We start from the raw sequence: 11,690 nt of genomic DNA, 5'->3' as shown, positions 1-11,690 counted from the left end.
CCTCACAACCCGCACAGCCGCCCCACCAGGTCCACCCCGCACCGAGACCGCTCGTACCTCCACCGGCGGGAGACCGTGGTCGCCGGACCGCGCCCATGGCTGCGCTCGCCCGACCGCGCCTCCCACTGCTCCTGGAGGGTGCGCACCTCGCGGTCGGCCGGGACGAGACGCATCCGGGTGCGGAGCCTCAGCCTCAGCTCCGGCACCCGCCACTCCGCCACCAGCTCGCCGCCCTCCTTGGCGGTGGCGTGCCGCACGACCACGGCACATCCGGGCCATTGAGCGCGAGCAGCGCAGCCCGGAGCACCGGGTGCCGAGCCCGTGACGCCGTCTCAGGCCGCCTCGGTATCGGTCGCCAGCAGGACCGCGACCCTGGTGCCGGAGGGGTCGAGGACCGCGAAGGCCAGGTCCGCGGTGTCGTGGTGGAACCAGGGCGTGAACGCCATGAAGCGCAGCCACCGGTGGTCGATGCCGTACCGCACGGCATCCAGGAACGGAACGTCGGCGGGCAGTCCCAGCAGGGCGTAGAGGCTCTCCCCCGCGTACAGCCGCGCGTAGGCGCCGCCCTGTGCGCCGCCGTTCACCCCGCCGTTGCGGGCGGCCGAGAACAGCTCGCCCAGCACGTCGTCGGGGGTCGTCCGGCAGGCCACGGAGCCCCCGTACAACTCGGAGGGGCGGTGCTCGGCCAGTTGCGCCAACTCCGGCTCCGGCCGTTCCCAGAGCGGTCGCGGGGAATCTCCGCCGCCGTGCTGCCGGACTAGAACCCGAGCCGCCGCAGCTGCTTCGGGTCGCGCTGCCAGTCCTTGGCGACCTTGACGTGGAGGTCCAGGAAGACCGGCGTGCCGAGCAGGGCCTCGATGTGTTTGCGGGACTTCATGCCGACCTCCTTCAGGCGCTTGCCCTTCGGGCCGATGATGATGCCCTTCTGGCTGGGACGCTCGATGTAGAGGTTGGCGTGGATGTCGAGGAGGGGGCGGTCCGCGGGGCGGTCCTCGCGCGGGAGCATCTCCTCCACGACCACGGCGATGGAGTGCGGCAGCTCGTCGCGGACGCCCTCCAGGGCGGCCTCGCGGATCAGTTCCGCGATCATGACCTGCTCGGGCTCGTCCGTGAGGTCGCCCTCGGGGTAGAGCGCCGGGCCCTCCGGCAGCAGCGGGACGAGCAGGTCGGCCAGCAGGCCCACCTGCTTGTCGCCGACCGCCGACACCGGGACGATCTCCGCCCACTCGAAGCCCAGCTCCTTGCCGAGCTGGTCGATCGCGATCAGCTGCTCGGCGAGGGCCTTGGAGTCCACCAGGTCGGTCTTGGTGACGATGGCGACCTTGGGGGTCTTCCGGATCCCGGCCAGCTCCTTGGCGATGAAGCGGTCACCGGGGCCGATCTTCTCGTTCGCCGGCAGGCAGAAGCCGATCACGTCGACCTCGGCCCACGTGGTGCGGACCACGTCGTTGAGGCGCTCGCCGAGCAGTGTGCGCGGCTTGTGCAGTCCGGGGGTGTCCACCAGGATCAGCTGGGCGTCGGGCCGGTGCACGATGCCGCGTACCGTGTGCCGCGTCGTCTGCGGCTGGTTCGCGGTGATCGCCACCTTCTTCCCGACCAGAGCGTTCGTGAGGGTGGACTTGCCCGCGTTGGGGCGGCCCACGAAGCAGGCGAAGCCGGCGCGGTGGACGGCCTCGGCCGACTGCTCGGATGACTGGGTGCGAACGCTCATGGCGCCCATTCTCCCTGATCCACAAGGCCGCGCCGCACCGTGAGTGCACAGTGAGGTTCCAGAAACCCCCTCGCAACGAAACGTCACGGAAACACACCCGTACGCAACCGGAAACGCGTACCCAGGAATCTCTGACGAGCCCCCGCACCGTTGGAGACGACGTGATCCTCGCCGCCGCGCACGCAGACACGGGTGACACCGCCTGGCTGCTCGCCGCCACCGCCCTGGTCCTGCTGATGACCCCGGGCCTGGCCCTCTTCTACGGCGGCATGGTCCGCACGAAGAGCGTCCTCAACATGCTGATGATGAGCTTCGTGTCGATCGCCCTGGTCACGGTGGTATGGCTGGCGGCCGGCTACTCCCTCGCCTTCGGCGACGACATCGGCGGCGGACTCATCGGCGGGCTCGACCACACCGGTATGAGCGGTCTCGGCCCGGACAGCGTCCAGGGCACGGTCCCCACCCTTCTCTTCGCCACCTTCCAGCTCACCTTCGCGATCGTCACGGCGGCGCTGATCAGCGGTGCGATCGCCGACCGGGCGAACTTCGGGACGTGGCTCGTCTTCGTACCCGTCTGGGCGCTGCTGGTATACGTTCCCGTCACTCACTGGGTCTGGGGGCCCGGCGGCTGGATCCTGCACCACCTCGGTGCCCTCGACTTCGCGGGCGGGCTGCCCGTCGAGATCACCTCCGGTGCCTCCGGCCTCGCGCTGTGCCTGGTGCTCGGCCCGCGGCTGGGGTTCAAGAAGGACGCCATGCGGCCGCACAACCTGCCCATGGTCGTCCTCGGCGCCGGTCTGCTCTGGTTCGGCTGGTTCGGCTTCAACGCGGGCTCTGCCCTGGGCGCCAACGGGCTTGCGGCCGCCGTCTTCCTCAACACCCTCGCCGCCGGCTGCACCGGCCTGCTCGGCTGGCTCTTCGTCGAGCAGCGGCGCGACGGCCACCCGACCACGCTCGGCGCGGCCTCCGGTGCCGTGGCCGGTCTGGTCGCCATCACCCCGTCCTGCGGCTCGGTCTCCCTGCTCGGCGCCCTGGTCGTCGGCCTCGCCGCCGGTGGCGTCTGCTCCTACGCGGTGAGCTGGAAGTTCAGGCTGAACTACGACGACTCCCTCGACGTCGTCGGCGTCCACCTGGTCGGCGGCATCATCGGCACCCTGCTGATCGGCGTCTTCGCCGAGAGGGCGATGACCGGCGGCACGGAAGGCCTTCTCTACGGCGGCGGGCTCGCCCAGCTCGGCAAGCAGCTGGTGGCCGTGGTGGTCGTGGCCGCGTACGCGTTCGGCGTGACGTACGGCATCGGCAAGGCCCTCGACAAGGTCATGGGCTTCCGTGCGGGCGAGGAGCAGGAGCACACCGGCCTGGACCTTACGGTGCACGCCGAGACGGCCTACGATCACGGGGTCCTGGGCCATGGAGCCCCGGTCGCCCACTCCGTCGTCCCCACCGCCCAGAAGGTCACCCCCCAGGCATGAAGCTCATCACCGCGATCGTCAAGCCGTACCGGCTCGACGAGGTCAAGACCGCCCTCCAGGAGCTCGGCGTGCACGGCCTGACCGTGACCGAGGCGAGCGGGTACGGCCGCCAGCGCGGCCACACCGAGGTGTACCGGGGCGCCGAGTACCGCGTCGACCTGGTGCCCAAGGTCCGCATCGAGGTCGTCGTCGAGGACGCCGCCGCGGAGGACGTCATCGACGCGATCGTCAAGGCCGCGCAGACGGGGAAGATCGGGGACGGGAAGGTGTGGGCCGTGCCGGTGGAGACGGTCGTACGGGTTCGGACGGGCGAGCGCGGCCCCGACGCGCTCTGACGAACAGCGCCCCGCCGACCGCCCCCGCGGCGAAGGCCAGCGCCACCACCAGCCACGGCAGCGCGAAGAACGACGCGCTCGCCGACTCCCGGGTGCCCGTGGCGCTCGCCGTCAGCGTGATGTCTCCCCAGTCGAGCTGGGGTGCGCCCCGCCAGGGCTCGGTGAGCCGGACCCGCTGGCCCGGCAGCAGCTCGGAGGGGATCCGGGTCAGGTCGCGCGCCAGGAGCGTACGGCCGAACAGTCCCCGCGCACGGAGTTCCACCTTCGGGTCGAGGGTGACGTTGCCCGTGTTGTGCAGGGTGTAGGAGATCGTCGCGGTGCTGTCGCCGAGGCCGGGGACGAGCGGCTGGTGGTGGGTGACGTGCATGTTCTCGACGGAGATCGCGGGGACCGTGGGCCCGCTCACCCGCAGATAGACCCGGGCGCCGACGGCCCGCTGCACCGCTAGCGCGAGGGAGCCGCTGCCGGCGTCGACCCGCTCGTCGAGCGCGACGATCGCGCCCGGGTGGTCGCCCGGTTCGGCGCCCCGCGGGACGCGCAGCGTGAAGGGCACGGTCACGGTCTTGTGGCCGGGGACGGTGACCCGGGACTTCGCGGGCTTCGCCCAGGCTCCGACGCCCCGCATCCGCTCCTTGACCGTCCGCACGGCGAAGCCTCCGTCGCGGGCGGTGTTGTAGGCGTCGGCGGCGTAGAGCCGGAAGGTGAGCGGCTTCCCGGTCTTGTTGGCGACGACCACCTTGTCCGTGATCGTCTGCCCGGGGTCGGCCGAGAGGTAGAAGTAGGGCCGCGCGGCAACGCGGGAGGAGACGGGGTAGACGGACCAGCTGCCGTTGTCGGCGGCGTACGCGGACCCGGTCGTCAGCCCGCAGAACAGGCCCGAGAACAGACCGATGAGGCTCAGGAGGAGGACATACGGCTTGCGCATGGGTGCGGACCCCCCACGGGCGGAGTCGGGACGGCGGTCGGGCGGGTGCGGCCCGGTGCGGTCGGGCGCCCGGCCGCCGAGAGCGGGCGGATCAGGTGAGGGTGAGGGTCAGGACGCCGGAGTACGCGCCCGGAGGCGTGAACGCCGGTACGTCCAGGGAGAGTCCGGCATCCACGGTGAACTCACCGCCGGTGACCGTGCCGTCGGGGGTCGACGCCAGCGTCGCTCCCGAAGCGCCCACCGCGCCCACGGAACCGGCCTTGCAGGTGCTCGGGCTGCCCGCCTTGGTCGCGCAGGCGGGGGTCCAGCTCAGCTTCCCGGCACCGATCTTGGCGCCGGGACCGGTGAAGTCGGTGACCTTGCCGGTCAGGGACCAGCCCGCGGGCCCGCCGCGGAAGTCCTTGACGGTCACGGTCTGCAGGGCGCCCGTGGAGGCGCCGCCCTTGCCGAAGTCGACCGCCGAGAGCGCGACGGCGTCCCCGGCCTGGGACATGGACAGGGTTCCCGCCTTGACGGTGGTGGTCAGTTTCTGGCTGCCGTCGGGGACGGGCGTGGTGTCGTTCACGACGTAGGCGGCGGGACCGGCGCCCTTGTCGGCGTTCCAGGAGGCGCCCTCGTACGCCACGATCCCGGTCGTCGTCCTGTCGTTGACGGTGATCGGGGCGCTGAAGGAGCCCTGGGCATCGGCGGTCGCGGTCGCCGTGTCCGCGGTCTGGGTGTCCCCGGACCGTCCGGCGAGGGTGACGGTGGCACCCGGCGTGAAGTCGCTGCCGCTGACGGTGACACCGGCACCGGGGTTGCCGGATGCCGAACTCAGCGAGATCGCCCGGGTGTTGGTGGGCGTTCCGGAGGTCGCCGTGACGGTCTCCGACACCGGGGCGGGCGGTGTGATGACCGTGCACGGGGTGTCCAGCTCCAGGATGTAGCTGGTGTGGATGTTGTAGTCGCCGGGCGAGAGGGTGATCGCGCCGGGCGTGGTGACGGTGAACGTCCCGGTCATGGAGAACGACGGGAAGGCGCCCTTCCCCGGCACCGGGGTGTTCTTCTTGGGCCCGGCGACCGTGACCGAACCGGTCTGCGCACCGCCGAGGGTGACCTTGCCGGTCGGGGTCATGATGTCGGCCGGCAGGGCGATGTCGGTGGGGTTGCTGGCTGCGGGCGTGACGACCGTGTAGGTCACGGTGACGGTGTCGCCCACCTTGGGACTCGTGTTGTCCACCGAGACGCTTGCGGTGGTGGTGCCGTCGATCGGCGGGATGCCCGCGACCGCGGGCGGGATGCAGTGCGTGGCGAAGTCCACGTTCGTGCCCGCGGCACCGGCCGGGCAGGCCAGCGCTCCGCCCGCGGTGACCGCGAGCGCGGTCGCCCCGAACAGCGACGCCCAGCGCCACCGTCGGGATCTTCGGACTGTCGAACCCATGGGATGCCCCCTCCTGAGGGTTGCGGGCGCAGCGGCTCGGCTGCGCCGACAGGGGGCCATTGATGTGCAGGTCATGTGAGAAGTCAATGGAGATGCCGCAGAAAACTGACGGTTCATCAGTTTCTGCGGCATCCGGAACGAACCGCTCAGTCGAATGAGTCGAATCAGCCGAATCAGTCGAAGACGAACGGACCCGGCGACTGGTTCGCCGTCGCCGTGCAGGTGATCGTGATGCCGAAGACGGTCATCTGCAGCGAGCCGCCGTGCGCCTCCAGGCTGTCACCGGAGGCCACGGTGCCGCTGAGCGGGCCGACGCTGACCGGGTCCCCGGCGGCCATGGCCGGGTTCTTCTTCCCGCTGAAGACGGTGGTGCCGCCGCTCGCCTTCACCAGGGTGAGCTTGGACGTGATCGAGTCGGCCGACACGGCGAGTGGTGCGGTGACCGCGCTGGACGTGAGGGTGATGGTGGCCGAGGTGCCGTTCTGGGTGGCGGTGAGCGTGGCCGCACCGCCGCCGAAGACACCGCAGTCCGCGGTGATGGTCGCCGACTGGGGGGTGACGGCGACCGCGGTGGGTGCGAACGCGAGGCCGGTGACCGCGAGGGCCCCGACCGTCAGTGCCGCACCAGTTCCTGAGCGCTTGCCTCTCATGGGGAATCCGGCTCCCTTCCCGTTGGTGGGAATGCCATGTGGGGATGGACGGGATGCCTGTCTCAGGTGGGTGCGGACACACTGAAAGGCTCGGACCTGACGGTCCGTCGGAACTTGCGTTCTCATTGATGCGCAGGAGACAGGGAACGACAAGGTTGAATTCCGGCCGACCTGTCGTTCGGTAACGCTTCAAACACCTTCAGCCCGCGGAAACGGTCACCCGAACAACCCCGTCCGCCCCGGCGACATGCACCGGCGTCCCGGCCCCACCCAGGTCCCGTACGGCCGCCAGATCCTCCGCCGACGCACTGTCCGCAGACGTCACAACCGCCGCCGCCTCAAGAGACGTCGCCCCGGACGCCACCGCCATCGCCACCGCGGTCCGCAGCGCACTGAGCTTCAGCGAGTCGAGAGCGACGGTCCCGGCGACATACGTACGCCCCGTCTCGTCCCGTACCGCCGCGCCCTCGGGCACGTCGTTGCGGGCCCGCGCGGAACGGGCCAGGGTGACGATCTTGCGGTCCTCGGGGTCGAGCGCGTTGCTGTCGGTCATGCTCCGAGCATACGGAGCGCGGCCCCGCGCACCGCGCCACGGGGGTACACCGCCTCAGGGGCGGTCGAGGCGGAGGCGGTCGGCGCGTGGTAGTCCGGCCACGACCAGGTCGTACGAATCCTCGATGAGCTCCCGGACCAGGCGGTCCGGGAGCTCGCCGTCGACGGTGACCGTGTTCCAGTGCCGCTTGTTCATGTGATAGCCGGGGGCGATCAGGCCCTCGTACTCACCGCGCAGCCGGACCGCGTCCTCCGGGTCGCACTTGAGGTTGACCGTGAGGGGCCGCTCGTCCAGCGAGCTCAGCGCGAACATCTTGCCCTGGACCTTGAAGACCGAGACCCCCGGGCTGAACGGGAAGTCCTCCACCACCGCGTTGAACGACAGACAGAAGGCGCGCAGCTCCTCGGGTGTCACTCGGACTCCTCGTCCCGCTCCGCCGGCTGCCCCACCGGCTCCACCAGCACGGTCACGATCTTGTTCCGGCGGCCCGCGGCGGCCTCCGCCGTCAGCCCCAGCTTCCGCCCGTCGGGGAGCTCGACCTCGGCCGAGGCACCGGCGATCGGCACCCGGCCCAGCGCCTTGGCCAGCAGTCCGCCGACGGTCTCCACGTCCTCGTCGTCGTACTCCTCCAGGCCGTACAGCTCACCGAGGTCCGTGATGTCGAGGCGGGCGGTGACCCGGTAGCGGTCGTCGCCCAGCTCCTCCACGGGCGGGAGTTCACGGTCGTACTCGTCGGTGATCTCGCCGACGATCTCTTCGAGGATGTCCTCGATGGTGACGATGCCCGCGGTCCCGCCGTACTCGTCGATGACGACGGCGACGTGGTTGCGTTCCTTCTGCATCTCGCGCAGCAGGTCGCCGGCGTTCTTGGTGTCGGGCACGAAGAACGCGGGCCGCATGGCCGTGGACACCAGGTCGTTCTCGGCATCGCGGCTGATGTGCGTCTTGCGGACCAGGTCCTTCAGATACACGATCCCGACGATGTCGTCCTCGCTCTCCCCGGTGACCGGGATGCGCGAGAAGCCCGAGCGCAGGGCGAGGGTGAGGGCCTGGCGGATGGTCTTGTAGCGCTCGATGACGACCAGGTCGGTCCGGGGGACCATGACCTCCCGTACGAGCGTGTCGCCGAGTTCGAAGACGGAGTGCACCATGCGGCGTTCCTCGTCCTCGATCAGGGACTCCTGCTCGGCGAGGTCGACCAGCGCGCGCAGCTCCGCCTCGGAGGCGAAGGGACCGCGGCGGAAGCCCTTGCCGGGGGTCAGGGCGTTGCCGATGAGGATCAGGAGCGAGGGGATCGGGCCCATGATCCTGGCCAGCGGCAGCAGTACGTACGCGGCCGCCGTCGCCGTGTTCAGCGGGTGCTGGCGGCCGATGGTGCGCGGGGAGACACCGACGGCGACGTACGACACGAGGACCATGACGCCGATCGCGGCGAGCAGCGCCTGCCAGGTGACGTCGATCTCCTGGAGGCACGCGTAGGTCACCAGGGCCGCGGCCGCCATCTCGCAGGTGACACGGACCAGCAGCGCCACATTGAGATAGCGGGTCGGGTCGGCGGCGACCTGGGCGAGCCGGGCGCTGCCGCGCCGCCCGGACTTCACCGCCTCCTCCGCGCGGAAGCTGGAGACCCGCGCGATGCCGGCCTCGGCGCAGGCGGCGAGCCAGGCGACGACGACGAGGGCGATCGCGCCGATGACGATCTGCGGACTCATCGGAGCCGCTTACGAGACCGTCGGCGCCGGGGACGGGCCGGTCAGGCCCTTCTCATGGCGCCAGCCGTCCACGATGGCCGCCTGCAGGCCGAACATCTCGGCCTTCTCGTCGGGCTCCTCGTGGTCGTAGCCGAGCAGGTGCAGCACGCCATGGACGGTGAGCAGGTGGAGCTCCTCGTCCATGGAGTGCTGCGTGGGCGCCTCGGCCCCCTGCTTGGCGGCGACCTCGGGGCAGAGCACGATGTCGCCGAGGAGTCCCTGCGGGGGCTCCTCCTCGTCCTTGGCCGGCGGTCGCAGCTCGTCCATCGGGAAGGACATGACATCGGTCGGGCCGGGCAGGTCCATCCACTGGATGTGGAGCTGCTCCATGGCGTCGGCGTCCACGACGATCACCGAGAGCTCGGAGAGCGGGTGGATGCGCATCCGCGCGAGCGCGTAGCGGGCGATGTCGAGGATCGCCTGCTCGTCGACCTCGGTTCCGGACTCGTTGTTGACGTCGATCGACATGGTGGTGCCGTGTCTCTACTTCCCCTTGTGCCCGGACCTGCCCCGGCCGCCCTTGTGGGTGCCGTTCTCGGTGCCGTGCTTGCTGTCGTACAACTCGTACGCGTCGACGATACGGCCCACCAGCTTGTGCCGTACGACATCGTGGGAGGACAGCCGGGAGAAGTGGACGTCGTCCAGGCCCTCCAGGATCTCCTGCACCTGTCGCAGACCGCTCTTGGTGCCGTTCGGCAGGTCGACCTGCGTCACGTCACCGGTGATCACGATCTTCGAGTCGAAGCCGAGACGGGTGAGGAACATCTTCATCTGCTCGGGGCTCGTGTTCTGGGCCTCGTCCAGGATGATGAAGGCGTCGTTGAGCGTGCGTCCGCGCATATAGGCGAGCGGCGCGACCTCGATCGTCCCGGCCGCCATCAGGCGGGGGATGGAGTCCGGGTCGAGCATGTCGTGCAGCGCGTCGTACAGCGGGCGCAGATAGGGGTCGATCTTCTCGTAGAGCGTGCCGGGCAGGAAGCCGAGCCGCTCGCCGGCCTCGACCGCGGGGCGGGTCAGGATGATGCGGTTGACCTGCTTGGACTGCAGGGCCTGCACCGCCTTGGCCATGGCGAGGTAGGTCTTGCCGGTACCGGCGGGGCCGATGCCGAAGACGATCGTGTGCTTGTCGATCGCGTCGACGTAGCGCTTCTGGTTGAGCGTCTTGGGGCGGATCGTGCGGCCGCGCGAGGACAGGATGTTCTGTGTCAGCACCTGGGCCGGGGTCTCCTCCGGGCCCTCCCCGTTCTCGCTCGCCCGCAGCATCGCGATCGAGCGTTCCACTGCGTCCTCCGTCATCGGCTGCCCCGTGCGGAGCACCAGCATCATCTCGTCGAACAGGCGCTGGATGAGGGCGACTTCACCGGGGTCGCCGACCGCGCTGATCTCATTGCCCCGGACATGGATGTCGGCCCCCGGGAAGGCCTTCTCGATCACGCGCAGAAGGGAGTCGCCGGAACCCAGCACGGTGACCATCGGGTGCTGGGCAGGGACCGTGAACTGTGCTCTCGCCTGCCCCTGCGCGGGGGTGTGAGCTGTGGGTGTCTGAGTCATGGGCCGGCGCTGTAGGCCTGCGGTTCCTCCTCGTCACGGCCGCGTAGCTGAGGGCGGCCTCGCGATTCCAAGGGTACGACGGAGCACTGACAACGCCGTAGGGCTTTTCGGCACCCGGCTGTGCAGCCGTGAGCCCTGCATGCGCTCCCGGGCGTGTGGGCAGAATGCGCCGTGTCACGCCGCACGTGGTCGTGGGCCACGTCACCCAGGGCCACCTGTCCGAAGGAAGCAGGTCGGCCGCCATGTTGCTGCGTCTGCCCACGTCCGTGTCCGAAGCGCAGGGGTGTCTGGCCGAGGGTGCGACACCCGTCGGCGGCGCCACGCTGGTGTGGGCCGCCTGGCAGCGGGACGGCTTTCCCGAGCAGGCGGTGTCGCTGCGGCAGGTGCCCGAGGCGCGGGTGATCGGGGCCGAGGAGGTGGGCGGGGCCGTACTGCTGCACCAGGTCGACGAGCGGGTGCCGGAGGTGTTGTGGCGGGCGGCGGCCGGGGTGGGCACGGGTGCGGTGCGCCGGACCGCGACGGTCGGTGGCAACCTCGTCGGCAGCACGCTGCGCGATCTGCTGCCGGCGGCTCTGGTGCTGGACGCGCGTGCCGTGGTGCTGGCGACGGACGGCACGTACGAGACCGACCTCACCGAGGTCCTGGCGAAGCGCCCGGTCCTGCTGAAGCTCCGCTGGAGCACGCCCCTGGCCAGCGGCTACCGCAAACTGCCGGGCGAGCCGGGCGGTGCGCCACCCCTGATAGTCGCGGCGGCCGCCCACCCCACAGAACTCCGCGTCGCCGTCCGCGACGGCTGCGAGGTCCTCTCCGAAACCCTGCCCCGCGACGCGACCCCCACCCAGCTCCTCGACGCCCTGAGCCACACCCCCCTGGACGCCCTCCCGGACCCGGCCCGCGAGGCCCTCCGGGAGGAGATCACGACGGTCCTGTCCCAGGCATCGGACCACTGATCTGCGCCGGGGGGCGCACTATCGACGGGGCCTGGCAAACAGCGCAACCCAGGCGGGACGGACCCACACCCGAGACGACTGCCGGCGTGCTCGGCACCCTCGACAGCCCGGCCCACGCCACCACCCGCTCACGACAGCACAGTCCGGGCAGGACCGACCCGCACCCGGGACGACTGCCCCGGCTCACGGCGGCGCGGAAGAGGCGGGACCCGACCCGCGCCCGAGACGACTCCGGCACGCTCGGCACCCTCGACAGCCCGGCCCACGCCACCACCCGCTCACGGCGGCGCGGAAGAGGCGGGACCCGACCCGCGCCCGAGACGACTCCGGCACGCTCGGCACCCTCGACAGCCCGGCCCACGCCACCACCCG

14 protein-coding genes are annotated in these 11,690 nt (G+C 70.8%); 3 read left to right on the top strand and 11 right to left on the bottom strand.

Annotated elements, in window-relative coordinates:
* Positions 1–2 precede the first annotated feature (2 nt).
* The 3 genes from ACZ4EG_RS02630 to era form a co-directional block, all read right to left on the bottom strand.
* On the bottom strand, positions 3–257 hold the full coding sequence (locus tag ACZ4EG_RS02630; RefSeq protein ID WP_467789262.1) for a hypothetical protein: 255 nt from the start codon (positions 255–257) through the stop codon (positions 3–5).
* 75 nt (positions 258–332) lie between these two features.
* A complete protein-coding gene (locus ACZ4EG_RS02625; RefSeq protein WP_467789261.1) occupies positions 333–698 on the bottom strand; it encodes a DUF6183 family protein in 366 nt (121 codons plus the stop codon).
* 59 nt (positions 699–757) lie between these two features.
* Positions 758–1,720 (bottom strand): GTPase Era, encoded by a 963-nt coding sequence (gene era / locus ACZ4EG_RS02620; protein WP_402628366.1) that lies wholly within the window; start codon positions 1,718–1,720, stop codon positions 758–760.
* A 152-nt stretch (positions 1,721–1,872) separates the two neighbouring features.
* Here era and ACZ4EG_RS02615 point away from each other — a divergent pair, with 152 nt between their 5' ends.
* Both ACZ4EG_RS02615 and ACZ4EG_RS02610 read left to right on the top strand, forming a co-directional pair.
* Complete coding sequence (locus tag ACZ4EG_RS02615) at positions 1,873–3,183, top strand: ammonium transporter (protein ID WP_467789260.1); 1,311 nt, start codon at positions 1,873–1,875, stop codon at positions 3,181–3,183.
* On the top strand, positions 3,180–3,518 hold the full coding sequence (locus tag ACZ4EG_RS02610) for a P-II family nitrogen regulator (protein ID WP_235452279.1): 339 nt from the start codon (positions 3,180–3,182) through the stop codon (positions 3,516–3,518). Before ACZ4EG_RS02615 ends, ACZ4EG_RS02610 begins: the two co-directional genes overlap by 4 nt.
* Here the strand turns inward: ACZ4EG_RS02610 and ACZ4EG_RS02605 are convergent.
* The 8 genes from ACZ4EG_RS02605 to ACZ4EG_RS02570 form a co-directional block, all read right to left on the bottom strand.
* Entirely contained in the window at positions 3,412–4,443 is a 1,032-nt protein-coding gene (locus ACZ4EG_RS02605; protein WP_467789259.1) for a DUF916 domain-containing protein, read from the bottom strand. The two genes, ACZ4EG_RS02610 and ACZ4EG_RS02605, sit on opposite strands and share 107 nt — an antisense overlap.
* A 91-nt stretch (positions 4,444–4,534) precedes the next feature.
* Positions 4,535–5,863, bottom strand: a complete 1,329-nt coding sequence (locus tag ACZ4EG_RS02600; RefSeq protein ID WP_467789258.1) for a beta-xylosidase — start codon at positions 5,861–5,863, stop codon at positions 4,535–4,537.
* 173 nt (positions 5,864–6,036) lie between these two features.
* Positions 6,037–6,513 (bottom strand): hypothetical protein, encoded by a 477-nt coding sequence (locus ACZ4EG_RS02595; protein WP_467789257.1) that lies wholly within the window; start codon positions 6,511–6,513, stop codon positions 6,037–6,039.
* 199 nt (positions 6,514–6,712) lie between these two features.
* Complete coding sequence (locus tag ACZ4EG_RS02590; protein ID WP_363295081.1) at positions 6,713–7,066, bottom strand: cytidine deaminase; 354 nt, start codon at positions 7,064–7,066, stop codon at positions 6,713–6,715.
* Between the two features lie 54 nt (positions 7,067–7,120).
* Positions 7,121–7,480, bottom strand: a complete 360-nt coding sequence (locus ACZ4EG_RS02585; RefSeq protein WP_453551840.1) for an MmcQ/YjbR family DNA-binding protein — start codon at positions 7,478–7,480, stop codon at positions 7,121–7,123.
* Positions 7,477–8,778 (bottom strand): hemolysin family protein, encoded by a 1,302-nt coding sequence (locus ACZ4EG_RS02580; RefSeq protein ID WP_363295083.1) that lies wholly within the window; start codon positions 8,776–8,778, stop codon positions 7,477–7,479. The genes ACZ4EG_RS02585 and ACZ4EG_RS02580 overlap by 4 nt, the downstream gene beginning before the upstream one ends.
* 9 nt (positions 8,779–8,787) lie before the next feature.
* Positions 8,788–9,285: an rRNA maturation RNase YbeY gene (gene ybeY, locus ACZ4EG_RS02575; RefSeq protein ID WP_453551837.1), complete on the bottom strand. Its 498-nt coding sequence runs from the start codon at positions 9,283–9,285 to the stop codon at positions 8,788–8,790.
* A 15-nt stretch (positions 9,286–9,300) separates the two neighbouring features.
* Positions 9,301–10,368 carry a PhoH family protein gene (locus ACZ4EG_RS02570; RefSeq protein WP_363295085.1) on the bottom strand — a complete coding sequence of 356 codons (1,068 nt, stop codon included), beginning with the start codon at positions 10,366–10,368 and terminating at the stop codon, positions 9,301–9,303.
* A 242-nt stretch (positions 10,369–10,610) separates the two neighbouring features.
* On the opposite strand from ACZ4EG_RS02570, the gene ACZ4EG_RS02565 reads away from it, so the two are divergent.
* The gene (locus tag ACZ4EG_RS02565) at positions 10,611–11,318 is read left to right on the top strand and encodes an FAD binding domain-containing protein (RefSeq protein WP_467789468.1); all 708 of its coding nucleotides are present in this window, start codon (positions 10,611–10,613) and stop codon (positions 11,316–11,318) included.
* The last annotated feature ends 372 nt before the right edge of the window (positions 11,319–11,690 follow it).

Source organism: Streptomyces sp. NPDC025638 (assembly GCF_055558775.1).
The sequence above is the reverse complement of the archived record's forward strand: the minus strand, read 5'-3'. Positions and strand labels throughout refer to the sequence as shown.

What these genes read in the sequence shown, in the direction of transcription:
- era (WP_402628366.1), bottom strand. Translation starts at nt 1,720, where the DNA reads ATGGGCGCCATGAGCGTTCGCACCCAGTCATCCGAGCAGTCGGCCGAG.
- ACZ4EG_RS02610 (WP_235452279.1), top strand. Translation starts at nt 3,180, where the DNA reads ATGAAGCTCATCACCGCGATCGTCAAGCCGTACCGGCTCGACGAGGTC.
- ACZ4EG_RS02605 (WP_467789259.1), bottom strand. Translation starts at nt 4,443, where the DNA reads ATGCGCAAGCCGTATGTCCTCCTCCTGAGCCTCATCGGTCTGTTCTCG.
- ACZ4EG_RS02600 (WP_467789258.1), bottom strand. Translation starts at nt 5,863, where the DNA reads ATGGGTTCGACAGTCCGAAGATCCCGACGGTGGCGCTGGGCGTCGCTG.
- ACZ4EG_RS02595 (WP_467789257.1), bottom strand. Translation starts at nt 6,513, where the DNA reads ATGAGAGGCAAGCGCTCAGGAACTGGTGCGGCACTGACGGTCGGGGCC.
- ACZ4EG_RS02590 (WP_363295081.1), bottom strand. Translation starts at nt 7,066, where the DNA reads ATGACCGACAGCAACGCGCTCGACCCCGAGGACCGCAAGATCGTCACC.
- ACZ4EG_RS02580 (WP_363295083.1), bottom strand. Translation starts at nt 8,778, where the DNA reads ATGAGTCCGCAGATCGTCATCGGCGCGATCGCCCTCGTCGTCGTCGCC.
- ybeY (WP_453551837.1), bottom strand. Translation starts at nt 9,285, where the DNA reads ATGTCGATCGACGTCAACAACGAGTCCGGAACCGAGGTCGACGAGCAG.
- ACZ4EG_RS02570 (WP_363295085.1), bottom strand. Translation starts at nt 10,368, where the DNA reads ATGACTCAGACACCCACAGCTCACACCCCCGCGCAGGGGCAGGCGAGA.
- ACZ4EG_RS02565 (WP_467789468.1), top strand. Translation starts at nt 10,611, where the DNA reads ATGTTGCTGCGTCTGCCCACGTCCGTGTCCGAAGCGCAGGGGTGTCTG.